The sequence below is a fragment of the Bacteroides caecigallinarum genome, assembly GCF_016902295.1.
GTDB lineage: Bacteria > Bacteroidota > Bacteroidia > Bacteroidales > Bacteroidaceae > Phocaeicola > Phocaeicola caecigallinarum_A.
Window position 1 is genome coordinate 1 of sequence record NZ_JACJLQ010000031.1, and the last position, 17,918, is coordinate 17,918.

The 17,918-nt window shown below is 40.4% G+C and carries 15 protein-coding genes, 1 tRNA gene and 2 pseudogenes; 15 read left to right on the plus strand and 3 right to left on the minus strand.

All coding sequences use genetic code 11. The annotated features are described in order from the left end of the window. Nucleotides 1–475: 475 nt before the first annotated feature. From H6A27_RS10665 to H6A27_RS10700, 8 genes are all read left to right on the plus strand, one after another. Complete coding sequence (locus H6A27_RS10665; RefSeq protein ID WP_204508671.1) at nt 476–1,756, plus strand: site-specific integrase; 1,281 nt, start codon at nt 476–478, stop codon at nt 1,754–1,756. Nucleotides 1,757–1,822: 66 nt separating this feature from the next. Beyond that, the gene (locus tag H6A27_RS10670; RefSeq protein ID WP_204508672.1) at nt 1,823–3,115 is read left to right on the plus strand and encodes a PDDEXK nuclease domain-containing protein; all 1,293 of its coding nucleotides are present in this window, start codon (nt 1,823–1,825) and stop codon (nt 3,113–3,115) included. A gap of 10 nt (nt 3,116–3,125) precedes the next feature. After that, nucleotides 3,126–4,145, plus strand: coding sequence for a hypothetical protein (locus H6A27_RS10675; protein WP_118047879.1), 1,020 nt, complete (start codon nt 3,126–3,128; stop codon nt 4,143–4,145). 223 nt (nt 4,146–4,368) lie between these two features. Continuing rightward, nucleotides 4,369–4,677: a DUF3853 family protein gene (locus H6A27_RS10680; protein ID WP_007842330.1), complete on the plus strand. Its 309-nt coding sequence runs from the start codon at nt 4,369–4,371 to the stop codon at nt 4,675–4,677. A gap of 14 nt (nt 4,678–4,691) precedes the next feature. Beyond that, the gene (locus tag H6A27_RS10685; RefSeq protein ID WP_032562674.1) at nt 4,692–5,768 is read left to right on the plus strand and encodes an AAA family ATPase; all 1,077 of its coding nucleotides are present in this window, start codon (nt 4,692–4,694) and stop codon (nt 5,766–5,768) included. 214 nt (nt 5,769–5,982) lie between these two features. Beyond that, nucleotides 5,983–6,942, plus strand: coding sequence for a toprim domain-containing protein (locus H6A27_RS10690; RefSeq protein ID WP_204508673.1), 960 nt, complete (start codon nt 5,983–5,985; stop codon nt 6,940–6,942). 224 nt (nt 6,943–7,166) lie between these two features. Then, nucleotides 7,167–8,570 carry a mobilization protein gene (locus H6A27_RS10695; protein ID WP_122334454.1) on the plus strand — a complete coding sequence of 468 codons (1,404 nt, stop codon included), beginning with the start codon at nt 7,167–7,169 and terminating at the stop codon, nt 8,568–8,570. Between the two features lie 88 nt (nt 8,571–8,658). Then, on the plus strand, nt 8,659–9,012 hold the full coding sequence (locus tag H6A27_RS10700) for a nuclear transport factor 2 family protein (RefSeq protein WP_004308780.1): 354 nt from the start codon (nt 8,659–8,661) through the stop codon (nt 9,010–9,012). 445 nt (nt 9,013–9,457) lie between these two features. Here H6A27_RS10700 and lnu(AN2) read toward each other — a convergent pair whose 3' ends face one another. From lnu(AN2) to H6A27_RS10715, 3 genes are all read right to left on the minus strand, one after another. Beyond that, nucleotides 9,458–9,970, minus strand: a complete 513-nt coding sequence (gene lnu(AN2) / locus H6A27_RS10705; protein ID WP_009038171.1) for a lincosamide nucleotidyltransferase Lnu(AN2) — start codon at nt 9,968–9,970, stop codon at nt 9,458–9,460. A gap of 24 nt (nt 9,971–9,994) precedes the next feature. Further along, nucleotides 9,995–11,200: a macrolide efflux MFS transporter Mef(En2) gene (mef(En2), locus tag H6A27_RS10710; RefSeq protein ID WP_005786079.1), complete on the minus strand. Its 1,206-nt coding sequence runs from the start codon at nt 11,198–11,200 to the stop codon at nt 9,995–9,997. Nucleotides 11,201–11,527: 327 nt separating this feature from the next. Beyond that, a tRNA-Ser gene (locus tag H6A27_RS10715) sits at nt 11,528–11,612 on the minus strand. A 227-nt stretch (nt 11,613–11,839) separates the two neighbouring features. Between H6A27_RS10715 and H6A27_RS15600 the strand changes: the two are divergent. The 7 genes and pseudogenes from H6A27_RS15600 to H6A27_RS15170 all read left to right on the plus strand — a co-directional run. Next, nucleotides 11,840–12,290 (plus strand): annotated as a pseudogene (locus H6A27_RS15600) (protein-disulfide reductase DsbD domain-containing protein); the annotation flags it as partial. An 89-nt stretch (nt 12,291–12,379) separates the two neighbouring features. Beyond that, nucleotides 12,380–13,831: pseudogene (locus H6A27_RS10720) on the plus strand (protein-disulfide reductase DsbD family protein); the annotation flags it as partial. A 12-nt stretch (nt 13,832–13,843) separates the two neighbouring features. Then, complete coding sequence (locus H6A27_RS10725; RefSeq protein ID WP_204403731.1) at nt 13,844–15,142, plus strand: L-cysteine desulfidase family protein; 1,299 nt, start codon at nt 13,844–13,846, stop codon at nt 15,140–15,142. A 41-nt stretch (nt 15,143–15,183) separates the two neighbouring features. Continuing rightward, nucleotides 15,184–15,837 carry an ATP-binding protein gene (locus H6A27_RS10730; protein WP_204403729.1) on the plus strand — a complete coding sequence of 218 codons (654 nt, stop codon included), beginning with the start codon at nt 15,184–15,186 and terminating at the stop codon, nt 15,835–15,837. Between the two features lie 23 nt (nt 15,838–15,860). Continuing rightward, nucleotides 15,861–17,261, plus strand: a complete 1,401-nt coding sequence (locus H6A27_RS10735; protein WP_204403727.1) for an alanine/glycine:cation symporter family protein — start codon at nt 15,861–15,863, stop codon at nt 17,259–17,261. Between the two features lie 105 nt (nt 17,262–17,366). Further along, nucleotides 17,367–17,780: a sigma factor gene (locus tag H6A27_RS10740; protein WP_239469659.1), complete on the plus strand. Its 414-nt coding sequence runs from the start codon at nt 17,367–17,369 to the stop codon at nt 17,778–17,780. After that, nucleotides 17,777–17,872: a hypothetical protein gene (locus tag H6A27_RS15170; protein ID WP_300770858.1), complete on the plus strand. Its 96-nt coding sequence runs from the start codon at nt 17,777–17,779 to the stop codon at nt 17,870–17,872. Before H6A27_RS10740 ends, H6A27_RS15170 begins: the two co-directional genes overlap by 4 nt. The last annotated feature ends 46 nt before the right edge of the window (nt 17,873–17,918 follow it).

Here is a 17,918-nt window from a genome sequence, read left to right on the forward strand (position 1 = left end):
CTCAGCAGAGCTCGCCTCCTCTTTGATCCACGAGGCAAAGTTAACACTTTCCTACTTGAATCTACTACTTTTAAAGACCAAAACGTTGCACTTCGTTTTGGAATCTACATCTATAGATAAATACCATCACAATTAAATTATAATTCACTGTTCCTTGTTGGGTGACTGACTGTGGCAAAAGCAGAGTTACCCAACAATATCAGGAATGTGCTTTTTATCTTTTATTGAATATTAGACATGACAATTCCAATATGTGTTATATACAAAAAAAATCCGTTAAGCAATAACTTAACGGATTTCATTGCGGAGAGACAGGCTCTCGAACCTACATATTCAAGAAATATCATAAAATTGCAAATCATTAATAATCAATCACTATTTGGAGTACATAGTAAATCTAAATCTTTCTGAATATCTTTTGCTATTCCAAATATTGGGTGTATATTTGGGTGTAGAATTTCAAACGCACCCAATTATGAATATCAAACGAAACATCATTTTTGCATTGGAAAGCCGGAAGAAGAACGGTGTGCCAATCGTGGAGAACGTGCCTATCCGTATGCGTGTCATATACGCAAGTCAGCGCATTGAGTTTACAACGGGTTACCGCATTGATGTAGCCAAGTGGGATGCTGACAAGCAGCGAGTGAAGAACGGGTGTACCAACAAACTAAAGCAAAGTGCATCTGAAATCAATGCCGATCTGCTGAAATACTATACCGAAATTCAAAACGTGTTCAAGGAATTTGAGGTACAGGAAGCCATGCCCACTACCCAACAGCTAAAGGACGCATTCAACCTGCGGATGAAAGATACAAGTGAAGACCAGGAAGACGTAAAGATAAGTTTTTGGGAGGTATTCGATCAATTTGTAAAAGAATGCGGCAACCAGAATAACTGGACTGAATCCACATACGAAAAGTTTGCAGCCGTTAAAAATCACCTCAAGGAGTTCAAGGAAGATTTAACCTTTGAATATTTCAATGAATTCGGACTGAACGAATATGTCAATTTCCTGCGCGACAAAAAGGATATGAGGAACAGTACCATCGGTAAACAAATGGGATTCCTCAAATGGTTCCTGCGGTGGAGCTTCAAGAAAGACTATCACCAGAATATAGCATACGATACGTTCAAACCGAAATTGAAAACCACCCCCAAGAAGGTAATCTTCCTGACATGGGAAGAACTGAACAGACTTAAAGACTATCAGATACCCAAAGACAAACAGTATCTGGAACGTGTCCGGGATGTTTTCCTGTTCTGTTGCTTTACCAGTCTGCGTTATTCAGATGTTCGCAACCTAAAGAGAAGTGATGTCAAGTCCGACCATATAGAAGTCACCACCGTTAAAACGGCAGATAGTCTGAGTATTGAACTGAACAAGTACAGTAAAGCCATACTTGAAAAATACAAGGACATCCATTTTGAAAACCACATGGTATTGCCTGTTATCAGCAATCAGAAAATGAATGATTATCTGAAAGAACTGGGAGAACTGGCAGAAATTAACGAACCTATACGTGAAACCTACTATAAAGGGAATGAGCGCATAGATGAAGTTACCCCGAAATACGCATTGCTCAGTACTCATGCAGGAAGAAGAACATTCATCTGTAATGCGCTGGCTCTCGGTATTCCGGCACAGGTTGTAATGAAATGGACAGGACACAGTGATTATAAAGCCATGAAGCCCTACATTGACATAGCCGATGATATTAAGGCTAATGCAATGAACAAGTTTAACCAACTATAAAAGTATCAGTCTGTTTCACAGATTATCCATTATTAGAGTTATCTTTGTTAAGTAATAGTTAGTAATATGGAAAATAACAACGAACATAATATAAAGAAAGGTCATTTTGATGCCTTTGTCCATGCTGTCGGTTCGGAAATAGAACAGGCACAAGTCCGGCTCATTACCGCAGCCAATGCCCAGATGTTGTTCCATTACTGGAAAATGGGCAATTATATACTGTACCACCAAAACCTGCATGGCTGGGGTGGTAAAATTATCAAGAAGTTGGCACAGGCAATCAGATTCAATTATCCTGAAAAGAAGGGATATTCGGAGCGTAATCTTACTTATATGTGCCAGTTTGCCCGTTTATATCCGTTAAATGTACTTCGTAGTTTTATTGAAACAGATTCAATACTGTCAGTCCCTAATATTCAAAACATTACTAATGAAGTCCTTAAACTCAACAGCGGGCAATTTACGCAGGAGCTTACTGCGCAAATACAATCAGCTGATAATCAATCTTTAGAAATTACGCAGGAGGTTCCTGCGCAATTTCAGAATGTAGCAAAAACAGTAGCAACCATCTATAAAATAAAAATAGAGGATATAGAAGATTTATTCTTGGCGTCACCGATTGCAAGAATAAATTGGGCAAGCCATATGGTCATACTCAATAATCCGCTACCATTAGGTGTAAGGTATTGGTATATGAAACAATCTGTAGAAATGGGTTGGAGCAGTAATGTGCTGAAAATGCAGATTGAAAGTAATCTGTATGACAGACAAATCAAGAGTAACAAGGTAAACAACTTCACTGCCACACTTCCGGCACCTCAAAGCGATCTTGCCAATTATCTGTTAAAAGACCCGTATATCTTTGACTTGGCAGGAGCAAAGGAAAAGGCTGACGAAAGGGATATAGAAGAACAGCTGGTAAAGCATGTAACCCGTTACTTGCTGGAAATGGGTAACGGCTTTGCTTTCGTTGCCAGACAGAAACATTTCCAGATTGGGGACAGTGACTTTTTCGCCGACCTGATCCTATATAATATCAAGCTCCACGCCTATGTTGTCGTGGAATTGAAAGCAACGCCATTCAAACCGGAATATGCAGGGCAGTTAAATTTCTATATCAATGTTGTAGATGATAAACTGAGGGGAGAAAATGATAACAAGACCATCGGTCTTTTGCTGTGCAGGGGTAAGGATGAGGTCGTGGCACAATATGCCTTGGCTGGATATGACCAGCCGATAGGCATCAGCGATTACCAACTGAGCAAGGCAGTACCCGAAAATCTGAAATCTGCCCTACCGAGTATAGAAGAAATGGAAGAAGAACTGACCTTATTCTTTGACAAGGACAAGAACCCATAATATAAAGTATATGGCAGGAAAGATACAGACGATGATTCCCCAATATGGAGAACTCAACAGAATATACAGAGACTATATAGATAATTACGCTTTTTCTTTTGACAGGCAGAAATTCATATCGGATTTCTATCAGGAGTATAATGACATGAAATCTTTTGAAGCCGCTATCCTTGAACTGGTGCTTGACAAGCAAAAAGAGCAATACACCTTGATACTCAACAGCCTGAAAACTGAAATAGAAAAGAGCATACAGGCTTATGAGATACGCCCGTTAAGTGACAGAGCCATAGAACGTGCTTGCTATCAGCACATGGAAAGGTATTCTCAGGAAATTGAAGCCCAGCTGGATGTTACAAGAAGTCTGAGCAAGCCGCTGAATGAAGCCAACAACAGGTATGATTCCATTGGTTACAGGGAGCATACAGCCGAAGAGGAAAAACAGGCAGAGAAAGAATATGAACGCTGCAAGGCTGAATATGACAGGGAAAAAGCCAAACTGAACAAACTCTATGACCAGCAAAAGGCTACAAGAACAGAGGCATTCCAATATATGAAGAACTGTTGTGCGGACATATACCGTCAAAGCTGCCTTTTTCTGGATATATTGAAGAAATACATTCCTGACGGAAAGCAAGAGAATAAATCAAGCGAGCCAATCAGTCAGCAGGAAACGACAGAAGAACAACAGGAATATTTCAGCATGAAATTACTTTCGCTCATTCATGAGGTGTGCGAAGGAGAGCAGTTCGAAGAAATTTCCGCACCAGATTTCTATGCCAATATGAATCTTCACCCCTGCAACTGTAAGCTGAAAATAAAACCGAGAGAGAAAATACGTGTATGCTATCTGATATTCCTGATGAGCGAGAAACTCTCCAAACAGGACAGGGACAAATGGAAAGACAGAATACTGAAACTGCTGGATATTGACGACAGCTACTACAAATCCAAGTACAAGGAGCCTGTTTCAGATTTCCCCAGTGACAACAACCAAAATTTCGCCAAGGAAATGGAACATATATTCAGATAATCCGTGATATATCCTGATACTTTACGAAAGTTCCACTTTTACCACTCAAAATAATTTTTGAGTGGTATTTTTGTTTTCTGATATTCAATAAGATACAATGATATTCAGTTTGTACCGTCCCCATCCTTACCACTCATAACCCTACCTAATTTTGCATCGTTCGAGAACAGAAATAACAGCCAGTGCGCAGGGCTGATTGTTTAACGACTAAATAGATTGGACGATGACAAATATCCAAGAATTATTATCAAAACCCGTCTGGCAAATGACAGGCGAAGAATTCATATTCCTGAGTAAGCACGCTTCAGGTCAGGCCGAAGCATTGCCGCAACCAGTTACAGACACGGAAAAGAAGTATGTGTACGGAATACTCGGTATAGCCAAACTGTTCGGGTGCAGTCTGCCCACTGCCAACCGCATAAAGAAAAGCGGTAAGATAGACAAGGCGATTACCCAGATAGGGCGCAAGATTATCGTAGATGCGGAATTGGCTCTTGAGCTTGCCGGGAAGAAAACAGGAGGACGGAAATAATGGGAGGTATGCTTATGGACTATATGAAAGAAATAAAGGAGATTTCGGCAGAACAGGCAATAATCCTTTGGCAAGCCTCACGCCTGAGCCTGTCGAAAATCTACGAAAAAGCACCTGAGATTCTAAAAGTGCAAGGTTCGGTCATTGGTACACTGGGCAATTTCAGTGCATCCATCGGCAAAGCCAAGAGTAAAAAGACTTTCAATGTATCGGCTATCGTAGCCGCCGCATTGAAAAACGGTACGGTACTGCGGTATGTTGCGGAACTACCGGAAGAAAAAAGGAAGATTCTTTATGTGGACACAGAACAAAGCCATTATCACTGTCTGAAAGTCATGAAACGTATTTTACGGCTTGCTGGTCTTCCTGATGACAGGGATAATGAACATCTGGAGTTTCTCGCTTTGAGGAAATACACGCCCGAACAGCGTATCAGGATTGTCGAACAGGCTATCTATAATACACCGGACATAGGGCTTGTAATCATAGACGGCATCCGTGATATGGTATATGACATCAACAGTCCCGGAGAATCGACACGCATTATTTCCAAACTGATGCAGTGGACGGATGACAGGCAGATACACATCCATACGATACTCCACCAGAACAAAGGCGATGAAAACGCAAGGGGGCATATCGGTACGGAACTGAACAACAAGGCGGAAACCGTGCTTCTAGTGGAAAAGGACAAAAGCAACGGGGATATAAGCAATGTTTCAGCCATGCACATCCGTGCAATGGATTTCGAGCCTTTCGCTTTCCGTATCAACGACAATGCATTGCCTGAACTCATAGAGGGGTACAGACCCGAAGCGAAGAAACCCGGAAGACCGGAAGAGGAAAAGTTCGACCCTTACAGACATATTACCGAACAGCAGCACCGTATAGCACTGGAAGCGGCTTTCGGGCTGAAAGAGGAATACGGCTATAAGGATTTGGAAACCGCCTTAATCAAGGCATATATGTCGGTAGGTGTAAAACTGAACCATCAAAAGGCGGTATCACTTATCACCATGCTCCGGAACAAACGGATGATAGTACAGGAGAACGGCAGGAAATACACGTTCAAGCCGGACTTTCACTATTAGACCGTCTAACTTGTAATCACTTCACTTTATTCGGCAGGTCTATATATTAAGGATAAAGCGAAGCGGTTGCAGAGAATGTAAAACCGCTTCACTTTATTACCGTATCCTATATATACGAAAATAAAGTGAAGTGATTATACAGACCGTACTTCATAAAAAGGTACGGGCGAAAAGAAAAATAAACCAATTCAACCATTATTAAAGCAATCATTTTATGGACATACAGACAGCAAAACAAATCAAAATAGCGGATTTTCTGCACAGTTTGGGATATTCACCCGTCAAACAGCAGGGTATCAACCTGTGGTATAAATCCCCGTTACGGGAAGAGACAGAGCCCTCGTTCAAAGTAAATACCGAGCGCAACCAATGGTATGATTTTGCAATTGGTAAAGGTGGAAATATCATTGCACTGGCACAGGAACTTTACTGTTCCGACTATGTGCCTTATCTTCTACAGAAAATCGAGGAACAGACACCACACATACATCCCGTGTCTTTCTCTTTTGGCAAGCAATCATTTTCCGAACCGAGTTTTCAGCAATTGGACATTGTGCTGCTGGCTTCTCCTTCCCTGCTTGCCTACCTACAGGAAAGAGGGATAAACACGGCACTGGCGAAAAGAGAATGTAAGGAAGCCCGTTTCACCCACAACGGCAAACGGTATTTTGCCATTGCTTTTCCGAACATATCGGGCGGATATGAAATCCGCAACCGATATTTCAAGGGATGTATCGCACCAAAAGAAATATCCCATATCAGACAGTCAGGAAAGCCAAGGAGTGCATGTTACGTTTTTGAGGGATTTATGGATTACCTTTCCTTTCTGACCTTAAGACTGGAAAGCTGTCCGCAATCACCCGACTTCGACAGACAGGATTACATAGTTCTTAATTCCGTAGCCAATGTTCCCAAGGCACTCTATCCGTTGGGAAGCTATGAGCGCATCCACTGTTTCTTTGACAATGACCGTGCAGGAATGGAAGCAATACAGCAAATCCGAAAGGAGTATGATGCTACCCGGTATATACGTGACGCCTCGCAAATCTACAGTGGATGTAAAGATCTGAACGAATATTTACAGAAACGAATAGCCGATAGGAAAGAGCAAGCGCAATCTGTCAAAAAGAGGAATGATACCCTATCCAAGAAACCGAAAGGCTTCCGGTTATAGCCCACTATAACTACACGCTTCGCTTACGTAGTTGTGGGCTCTCCCGAGGGGATTAGGGCTTTGCCCTAATAACCCACTCAGGGCGTTTCTCCCCTGAGAACCCCGAGCAAAGAGTGACCCTCTCTTTGCAATCTCCGCTTATGGGTTACACCCCTAAGAACCCTGTGCGGCTATGAGCGGACAACAGAATATTTTATCAACAATCCGAATCAAAATTTAAGAATATGGCAACAAAGTCAAGCATACATATCAAGCCCTGCAGAGTTACATCAAGCGGGGCTCATAACCGGAGAACTGCCGAGTATATGCGCAATATCGGCAAGTCTCAAATCTACATCGTACACGAACTGACTTCCAATAACGAGCAGTGGATAAACCCGGGCTTCGGCAGTCCTAACCTGCAGACGCACTATGAAAACATCAAACGGATGGTCAAGGAAAAGACCGGACGAGCGATGCAGGAAAAGGAGCGTGAACGCAAGGGAAAGAATGGGAAGATTATAAAAGTAGCTGGATGCTCACCAATCCGTGAGGGAGTATTACTCATCAGACCGGATACGACACTGGCAGACGTGCGTAAATTCGGTGAGGAATGTCAAAGACGCTGGGGTATCACACCGCTGCAAATCTTCCTGCACAAGGACGAGGGACACTGGCTTAGTGGACAACCCGAAGCCGGGGATAGGGAGAGTTTCCAAGTCGGTGAAAAGTGGTTCAAGCCGAATTATCATGCTCATGTCGTATTCGACTGGATGAACCATGAAACTGGAAAGAGCCGAAAGCTCAATGACGAGGATATGGCAACCATGCAGACCCTTGCTTCCGATATTCTCCTGATGGAACGTGGACAGGCAAAAGCTGTCACAGGTAAAGAGCATCTGGAACGAAATGATTTCATCATTGAGAAGCAGAAAGCCGAACTGCAACGTATAGAGGAAACCAAGCGACACAAGGAACAACAAGTAAGCCTTGCCGAACAGGAACTCAAACAGGTAAAAGCAGAGATACGCACGGACAAACTAAAGAAAACAGCCACCAATGCTGCTACCGCCATAGCAAGCGGTGTAGGTTCTCTTTTCGGAAGCGGTAAGCTGAAAGAACTGGAACATCACATCGAGCAGCTACATCAGGAAATTACCAAACGGGACAAAGCTACTGATGAATTAAAAATTCAGATACAACAAATACAGGAACAGCATAGCAGACAAATTCGTAATCTTCAAAGAATACATAATCAAGAACTTGAAGCCAAAGACAAGGAAATATCACGATTGAGCACCTTGCTTGAAAAAGCCCACAAATGGTTTCCCATGTTCAAAGAGATGTTGAGAATGGAAAAATTATGCGCTGTTATCGGGTTTACCAAAGACATGATAGAAAACCTCTTGACAAAGAAAGAATCCATACAATGTAGTGGCAAAATTTATTCCGAAGAACACAGGTGGAAATTTGACATCAAGAATGATATTTTTAGGGTTGAGAAACATCCGATGGATAGTGGTAAGCTTATGCTGACCATAAACCGACAACCCATAGTACAATGGTTTAAGGAACAATGGGAAAAGTTACAGCAGAATCTACGTAACTCGGTGCAGAGAGAGCAAAAATCCAGAGGATTTAGAATATAGAATAGCCTATTATTAATAAAATCAAGTATCTATGCATCCAAACAGATTGTTTTTATTACAGAATCAAAATCCTAAGAATTTATAAAAAATGAAGCCTAAAGAAGTTTTGGAAAAATGGATAGATTGCTTTAACAAAGCAGATGCTTATCATATAGCAGAGCTGTATGCTACTAATGCAGTAAATCATCAAGTCGCAAACGAACCAATAATAGGTAAAGAATCAATCTACAAAATGTTTGTGAATGAATTTGCCACTGCTAAAATGGTTTGTATGGTGGAAAATATTTTTGAAGATGGCGAATGGGCTATCATGGAATGGAAAGACTCTCTTGGACTTCGTGGATGCGGATTTTTTCATGTAAAAGATAACAAAATCGTCTTTCAAAGAGGGTATTGGGATAAACTTTCATTCTTGAAGCAACACAATCTTCCAATTGAATAAGTACTATCAGAATACGGACTGGGAAATTGAAATACCCAGTCCGAGTTATATAATGAATTTTACTTGTTAAACTATTTAAAGTCAGTTGGATAACAAACCATACCTTTCACATTCTCAGTAGCTCCAGGTATTAATTCAGCCACCATGCAATATTCATGAGAGACTTCGAAAGGAAATTCAATTCCTAAATCGATAGCCTTGCGATAGCCAAATCGAGGATAATACTCTTTATGCCCCAATACGACTGCTGTGCCGTAACCCAAAAGTGCTGCCCTCTGATGGGCTTACTGAATCAACATCCCCCCCAATTCCCTTACGCTGGAATTCCGGCAAGACTGCCAATGGAGCTACACTCAGGGATGTGACAGACTGGGTGTCACTGTCTATCTTTACTTCTGTAAGTAAGATATACCAGACAATTTGTTTTTCTGTCATTTTCTTGTTCTTATCTAATTGTTAGGCTCATTGTTGTTATACATTGTTTAATTATAGATAAATCGTGAATATCCTTCTCTCTTAAATCGTAGCCCGAATGGAATACTTGTTGCCCTTTTGCAGAAATGCAAGGGATGCTTCTGCCTTCAAAGACTGCTGTTCCAAAATAGTCCGGTTGAAATTCATACCAGCCTCCATCCAAGTCGGCTTGTTTGGAAGTGCCGTCCGCATTCAAGACAAAAGGATGGATATCAATATAGCCTAATTCTTTGCTATACAGTTCCATACGGGTGGGCAACCAATTTGTTTCAATTTGATATCCTCTCTCCTGCAAAAGATCAAGGAGTTGGTCTGTATAATTGGCATCAAAATCAATGTCAATATCTCTATGCAAGCGGGTTTGCTGTCCGTACAAGACATCCACTCCCCAGCCTCCATCCAACCAAAACTGCATGTCCAGGCTTTCCAACAAGTCCAAAACTTGAAATAACTCTGTAATCGTAGTGTGTTCTTTCTTTGTCATATAATAATTCTTTAATAAATAATACTATGCGTAATTATCCAACTGCTTGATTGAAGAAATAAAATTTGCACCCACTCCAATCAGAAAGATAACCCATCCGCTGATCATAAAGACGGATGTGATACCCCATGCTTCCACCCAATATCCTGAAGCTACGATACCCAGCATTGATGGAAAGGTACTCAAACTAAAGATGAGAGAAAAAGTCCGTCCAAGCATGTCCGAAGCCAAGTTCTGCTGAATAATAGCGATGAAAAGCGCATGGTAAATGGAATAGGCTATGCCTCCTGTAAATGTTAGGCAAACAAAACCTATAAATGCGCTTGATGGTAAATAACTGGCGCTAATCAGATACAATCCCAATATCACATAAGCCGTATGCATCACTAATGTTTGCTTGCTTTTCAAAGCCTTACAGGCAAGTACTAAACCGCCCAACAATGCCCCTGAGCCCCAACCCATTTCCACAACTCCCATTTGCAAAATGTTTCCGTTGAAATGCAGAAGCGTCATAAAAGGAAATAACGTAAAAACAGGCATAAGGACAAAAGTCACCAGCGTAAAGCATACGAATAAAGGCAAAATGCCCATTGTACGCCGCAAGGTATGCCAACATTCCGTCAGTTCTTTTTTGAAATCTGGAAGAACTTTCGTTTTTTGAAGAGAAGGAATCTGGACACAAAGTAAGGTCAGACAAGCAGCAACAGCTCCGATCACATCTATGAGCAGAATATACTGTATGGGAAGCCAAACAACGAGGCTTGCCCCTACAACGGGAGCTATCACCTCACTGAAGGATTGAATGGAATGGTACAAACCTGATACCCTGACAAGATGGTGCTTGGGAACCAGTAGAGGGATGCTTGCCTGTAAAGCAGGTGCATGAAACGTACTGCCTATTGAACGACAAGCAGTCAATAGATAAAAAAAAGAAAGGTCTTTATAACCCTTGGTTATCACAATAAAAAGACATAGGGTACAGAACGCGATGAACAAGTCCGAATAAAACATCGTTTTCTTTCGATTCCATCTGTCAACATAGACCCCGGCAAACAAGCCTAATACAAATTGTGGTAAAAATCCAGCTAAAATAGCCAGAGATAAAGCTGTCGGGGATTTAAATTCGTTGCTAATCCAAAAAATAATGGAGAAGCCAACAATCGTACTTGTTAAAATAGATATGAGTTGGCCTATTCCTATCACGGCCAAAGTTGATTTCCAATGATTCATTGTGCTAATATTTCATGCGTTTATAGATAAGTACTTTCGTACATTAAGCAAAACGAAATTCTATCCACACAAAAAACTTGTATTATAATCCACTCCTGACGTTGGAATACAATAACAAATACTTTCAGGACGATGTAAAGTCCTGAAAAATCAAACTGAATGGATAGATAAATATTAGTCTTTTCTCATCGGATTCTTTTAATATCGCTACTCTTTTATTATGTAGTGGTTGTATTATCTTAAATAAAACAAAAACACCCGACCTTACATTCTTGGGTGTAAAACTGGGTGTTTGTTTTGCAATTTGCTGATTTTCAGCGTTTGTTGCGGAGAGACAGGGATTCGAACCCCGGGTACCTCGCAGTACAACGGTTTTCAAGACCGCCGCAATCGACCACTCTGCCACCTCTCCAAAACTTCTTTAGAAGTGCTTTATCTCTCAAAAGCGATGCAAAGGTACAGTTTTTTTTAAAACGTGCAAACTTTTAAGAGAAAAAATTGTCTTTTTATCAAAAAAATAATTCCATAAAGCATTTCAACACATAAAAAATCATATAAGGGAATTGACAAAAATAATAAATCATATAAAAATGAGTATATTTGCAGAAATATTATAAACTATTAATTTTATTGTATCAAATGACAAAAAGATTGCTGTTTTGCTGGCTGTTGTCAGTACTCTTAATTTTGCCGGCTCTATCTCAAATACAAGAGCCTATTAAATTCAAAACCGAGTGGAAACAAAATTCAGACACAGAAGCTGAAATCATCTTTAACGCAACTATTGATAAAGGATGGCATGTCTATTCCACCGAATTAGGAGACGGAGGTCCAATATCGGCCACTTTCAATATCGATAAAATAGAAGGAGTTGAAATTGTTGGAAAACTTACCCCTTCGGGAAACGAAATAAATGAAATGGATCCTATTTTCGGAATGAAAGTAAGATATTTCAAAGACAAAGCCACTTTCACTCAGAAAATAAAAATTACGGATAGTAATTATAGTATAAAAGGATATCTTGAGTACGGAGCATGTAACGACGAAAACTGCCTCCCTCCTACCAGTGTTGATTTTAATTTTAATGGGACAGGCAAAAACGTTGCACCGTCAAGCGAAAGTAACAATGAAACAGCGAACGAGACAGAAAACAATGCCGGATTAAGCCTTACTCCATTAAAAATCGGTTCTGCAGAAAAAGTTGATTATTGGAAACCTGTAATCAACGAACTTAATAATTTCGGAGAGCATGCCGGCGAAGAGTCAATGTCATGGATATATATTTTTCTTACCGGATTGGTCGGAGGACTCCTTGCTTTGTTCACTCCTTGCGTATGGCCTATAATACCTATGACAGTAAGTTTCTTCCTGAAACGTACTAAGGACAAGAAGAAAGGTATCCGCGACGCATGGACATACGGTGCTTCAATCGTTATTATATATCTTACACTTGGACTTGCAATAACCCTCATCTTCGGAGCAAGCGCTCTTAACGCATTGTCAACAAACGCCATATTCAACATACTGTTCTGCCTGATGCTTCTTGTTTTTGCCGCATCGTTCTTCGGGGCATTCGAGATAACTCTTCCGTCAAAATGGAGCAACGCCGTTGACAGCAAAGCCGAACAGACTACCGGACTGTTAAGCATATTCCTTATGGCATTTACATTATCGCTTGTGTCATTCTCATGCACAGGCCCTATAATAGGATTCCTGCTCGTCGAGGTATCTACAACCGGCAGTATAATAGCTCCGGCCATAGGAATGCTTGGTTTTGCCATAGCTCTTGCATTGCCTTTCACATTGTTTGCCCTGTTCCCGTCTTGGCTTAAATCAATGCCAAAATCAGGTGGATGGATGAATGTAATTAAAGTCACTTTAGGTTTCCTTGAACTGGCTTTCGCATTGAAGTTCCTTTCTGTGGCAGACCTTGCATACGGATGGAGAATACTCGACCGTGAAACGTTCCTCGCTTTATGGATTGTAATCTTCGGCCTGCTTGGTATGTACCTATTAGGAAAAATCAAGTTTCCACACGATGACGATGACCAGAAAGTAAGTGTGCCAAGATTTTTCATGGCTCTCGTTTCATTGGCTTTCGCCGTATATATGATTCCGGGACTTTGGGGCGCTCCTCTGAAAGCTGTCAGCGCATTCGCACCGCCAATGCAGACTCAGGACTTCAACCTGTACAAGAATGAAGTACATGCAAAATTCACTGATTATGAAGCCGGAATGGAATATGCACGTATGAACAACAAACCTGTAATGCTGGACTTTACCGGATATGGATGTGTAAACTGCCGAAAAATGGAACTTGCCGTATGGACGGACCAGAAAGTGAGCAAACTCATAACTGAAGATTATGTACTGATAACACTGTATGTTGACGACAAGACAAAACTGGCCGAACCTATCACTGTCAATGAAAACGGTAAGGAACGCACTTTGCGTACAGTAGGCGACAAATGGAGTTATCTGCAGCGCTCTAAATTCGGAGCGAATGCACAACCATTCTATGTATTGGTTGACAATGAAGGTATGCCTCTGAACAAGTCATATTCATACGATGAGGATATTAACCTCTACATAGATTTCCTCGAAACAGGATTAAAGAACTACAAAAAATAAAAAATCTGTAATATGATTTCAAAATCAGAGAGAGAGCAAATAATAGCCCTTATAAAAAGAGAAGTTGTTCCTGCTATAGGTTGTACAGAACCTATAGCAGTAGCACTTTGTGTGGCAAAAGCTACCGAGACATTAGGAGAGCGACCTGAAAAAATATCAGTGCTGCTAAGTGCAAACATTCTGAAAAACGCAATGGGGGTAGGTATCCCCGGTACAGGAATGATTGGACTCCCTATTGCCATCGCATTGGGCGCAATAATCGGTAAATCCGAATATCAGCTTGAGGTATTGAAGGACAGCACACCTGAGGCAGTGGAAGAAGGAAAGAAGATGATAGATTCTCAAGCCATTGACATAAGTCTGAAATACGGTATTGAAGAGAAACTGTACATCGAGGTAAAATGTTCGAAAGGCAATAATGAAGCTACCGCAATAATAAGCGGCGGTCACACACATTTTGTTTTCATAAGTAAAAACGACAATGTGATATTAAATGAAAACGCTTCCAGCGAAAGCGACGTTAATGAAGAAGAATTAAATCTTAATCTCCGTAAGGTTTACGACTTTGCAATGACAGCACCTTTAGAGGAAATAAGATTTATACTGGAGTCAAAACGCTTGAACAAAAATGCGGCAGAGCGCTCATTGAAAGGTCATTACGGACATGAACTTGGCAAAACACTCATGGGATGTAAAAATGAAAAAGATATTATGGGAAACAATACTTTCACCCATATACTTTCGTACACTTCAGCCGCATGCGACGCACGTATGGCCGGTGCCATGATTCCTGTAATGAGTAACTCCGGAAGCGGCAATCAAGGTATTGCAGCTACTATGCCGGTAGTAGTCTATGCCGAAGACAACAACAAATCGGAAGAAGAACTTATCCGCGCGCTCACATTAAGCCATCTCACCGTCATATATATAAAACAGAGTCTGGGACGTCTGTCGGCATTGTGCGGATGCGTGGTAGCCGCAACTGGTAGCAGCTGCGGAATAACCTACCTGATGGGAGGAGGTTACCAGCAGATTGTCTATGCTGTACAGAATATGATTGCAAATCTAACAGGGATGATTTGCGACGGAGCCAAGCCAAGCTGCGCCTTGAAATTAACCAGCGGTGTCTCGACTGCTGTTTTATCGGCAATAATGGCAATGGAACAAAAATGTGTAACTTCTGTCGAGGGTATCATAGAAGACAATGTTGATTTAAGCATTAGAAACCTGACAAGAATAGGTTCTGTCGGTATGAACGAGACAGACAAAGTTGTGCTCGACATAATGACACACAAGACTTGCGAATATTAATAAACAAGCCAAACTACACACAAACACAAAACTGAACAGATATGTTACCAACCGATGAATATTATATCCAGAGACTTATCGATGAAGGAGAGCACGTCCATCAGGACTTTAAATTCGAAATCTCGGATGCAAGGAAAATAGCCAAAAGCATATCCGCCTTCTCAAATACAGAAGGCGGAAGGCTATTGGTTGGTGTAAAGGATAACGGAAAGATTGCCGGCGTACGTTCTGAAGAAGAAATATACATGATTGAAGCTGCGGCCAAGATGTACTGCACACCGGAAGTAAACATCTCAAACAAGATTTTCAAGGTCCAAGGCAAGGATATACTGGAAGTAACCATAGAAGAGAGTAAAAACAAGCCTGTATATGCCATCGACATGAACAATAAGGCATGGGCATACGTTAGAATAAAAGACGAAAACATTCTGGCTGATACTGTATTTCTAAACAGATGGAAGTATAATAAGCAGGATGAGAAGGTTATAGTAACTTATTCGGACAGGGAGAAACATCTTTTAAGTATTCTGGAAAAGTACGGTGAACTTACTCTGAACAAATGCAGTAAGCTTTCAAATATACCAAGAATAACCACAAGCAGACTTCTGGCCGATTTTATACGTTTCGGACTTGTAGAGCAAATTTTCAGGGAACATACATTCTTTTTCAAACTAAAAGAAGATACTACTCCATAATATTTATAATACTATTTATTAGAATGAACATTATAACAGAATTCATAAATCAGGCAAATAACATTCTTTGGACATACATACTTATAGCAATGCTGTTGGGTTGCGCATTATGGTTCAGCTTCAAGACCAGATTTGTACAATTCAGGATGATAGGAGAAATGGTAAGACTTCTTGGCGACTCGACAGCAAAAATTGACGGACACGAGAAACATATTTCTTCATTCCAAGCTTTTACAATATCTTTGGCAAGCCGTGTAGGTACGGGAAACCTTGCAGGGGTGGCCACAGCCATTACAGTTGGAGGTCCTGGAGCAATATTCTGGATGTGGGTAATAGCGCTCTTGGGAGCAAGTAGCGCTTTCGTAGAATCTACTCTGGCACAGCTATTTAAAATAAGAAGCAAGCATTCATATATCGGCGGACCAGCTTATTATATGGAAAAAGGTCTTAAGAAACGCTGGATGGGTATTATATTCGCAATACTTATAACCATAACATTTGGTTTTGCATTTAATTCCGTTCAGAGCAATACCATCTGTGCAGCCTTCGACAGTGCTTTCAACATACCTCCTATTTATATGGGAATCGGAATAACTGTAATAACATTGATAATAATATTCGGTGGAGTACATTGGATTGCAAACGTAAGCAGTATTCTTGTTCCAATTATGGCTTTAGGCTACATCATACTTGCTCTTTATATAGTAATAACCAATATCACACGTTTACCTGAAGTTATCAGCCTTATTATCAGCAATGCTTTCGGAATTGAACAGGCCGTAGGCGGAGGAATAGGCGCCGCACTGATGCAAGGTATAAAAAGAGGTCTGTTCAGCAATGAGGCGGGTATGGGTTCAGCTCCTAACGCTGCCGCTACAGCACATGTCACTCATCCTGCCAAACAAGGGTTGATTCAGGCTCTTGGCGTATTTACCGATACATTACTTATATGTACATGCACTGCCTTCATTATTCTTTTCAGCGGAAAAAACTTAAATGCAGGACTTGACGGGATACAGCTCACTCAAGCAGCTCTAAACAGCCAGATTGGCAACATCGGCAGTACATATATAGCTATTGCCATATTGTTTTTTGCTTACAGCAGCATACTTGGGAATTACTATTATGGAGAAGCCAACATACGTTTTATAACAAAAAAACAGAATATAATACACTTATATCGTATTCTCGTAGGCGGAATGGTGTTTTTCGGTTCTATCGCAAGTCTGAATATGGTATGGAGTCTGGCCGATCTGACAATGGCGCTTATGGCAATATGTAATCTAATAGCCATTATATTGCTTGGCAAATACGCATTCCGATTACTTGACGACTATATAAGACAAAAGAAAAACGGAATAAAAAGTCCGTCATTTTCAAAAGATAAGATGAAAGACATTGAGGAAAACATCAGTTGTTGGTAACATTTTATTATCTTTGCACACAAATTCAGAACATTAATAAACTACCATTGATAATATTTCGTATTAATGGTAGTTTTTACATTAATATCAATTACATCTGTGAGCATGGATAAAAGATTTGACATAAAGATTGCAGACTTATACAGGGAAAACCGGTATAAGCTATTCATCCATGCCAATAATCTCGTTAACGATGAAGAAAATGCAAAAGACATTGTTAATGATGTCTTTTGTTCTATACTTGAAAATGAGAATCAGAAAGAAAACTCCGACGATATTCTTCCACTACTATTTGTCATGGTAAAAAATAAATGTATAGATTTTTTGAGACACAAAAGCGTAGTGACAAAAAATGAAAGTATATATATTGCAGAAATATATTCGTCGTGGACTGCAAAAGAATATGCTGAATATGAACAGAAAATCATCAGAATGCAAGAGAGCATTAACAATATGGCACCACAGATGAAACACATCGTAGAAGAGTTCTTCCTAAAAGAAAAAAATGTTCTGAAATAAGCGAAGAACTTAACATAAGCAACAACACTGTACGTACACATATCGCAAGAGCGTTAAAGATACTAAGAAAAACAATATATATTTTTTTATAAAAAAATCATTTTGCCTGTCATCATTTCACTACGTATATACGTATTA

Excerpts from the sequence above, each read along its gene's own strand:
- H6A27_RS10665 (WP_204508671.1), top strand. The coding sequence starts at position 476 with ATGAATATCAAACGAAACATCATTTTTGCATTGGAAAGCCGGAAGAAG.
- H6A27_RS10670 (WP_204508672.1), top strand. The coding sequence starts at position 1,823 with ATGGAAAATAACAACGAACATAATATAAAGAAAGGTCATTTTGATGCC.
- H6A27_RS10675 (WP_118047879.1), top strand. The coding sequence starts at position 3,126 with ATGGCAGGAAAGATACAGACGATGATTCCCCAATATGGAGAACTCAAC.
- H6A27_RS10680 (WP_007842330.1), top strand. The coding sequence starts at position 4,369 with ATGACAAATATCCAAGAATTATTATCAAAACCCGTCTGGCAAATGACA.
- H6A27_RS10685 (WP_032562674.1), top strand. The coding sequence starts at position 4,692 with ATGGACTATATGAAAGAAATAAAGGAGATTTCGGCAGAACAGGCAATA.
- H6A27_RS10690 (WP_204508673.1), top strand. The coding sequence starts at position 5,983 with ATGGACATACAGACAGCAAAACAAATCAAAATAGCGGATTTTCTGCAC.
- H6A27_RS10695 (WP_122334454.1), top strand. The coding sequence starts at position 7,167 with ATGGCAACAAAGTCAAGCATACATATCAAGCCCTGCAGAGTTACATCA.
- H6A27_RS10700 (WP_004308780.1), top strand. The coding sequence starts at position 8,659 with ATGAAGCCTAAAGAAGTTTTGGAAAAATGGATAGATTGCTTTAACAAA.
- H6A27_RS10725 (WP_204403731.1), top strand. The coding sequence starts at position 13,844 with ATGATTTCAAAATCAGAGAGAGAGCAAATAATAGCCCTTATAAAAAGA.
- H6A27_RS10730 (WP_204403729.1), top strand. The coding sequence starts at position 15,184 with ATGTTACCAACCGATGAATATTATATCCAGAGACTTATCGATGAAGGA.
- H6A27_RS10735 (WP_204403727.1), top strand. The coding sequence starts at position 15,861 with ATGAACATTATAACAGAATTCATAAATCAGGCAAATAACATTCTTTGG.
- H6A27_RS10740 (WP_239469659.1), top strand. The coding sequence starts at position 17,367 with ATGGATAAAAGATTTGACATAAAGATTGCAGACTTATACAGGGAAAAC.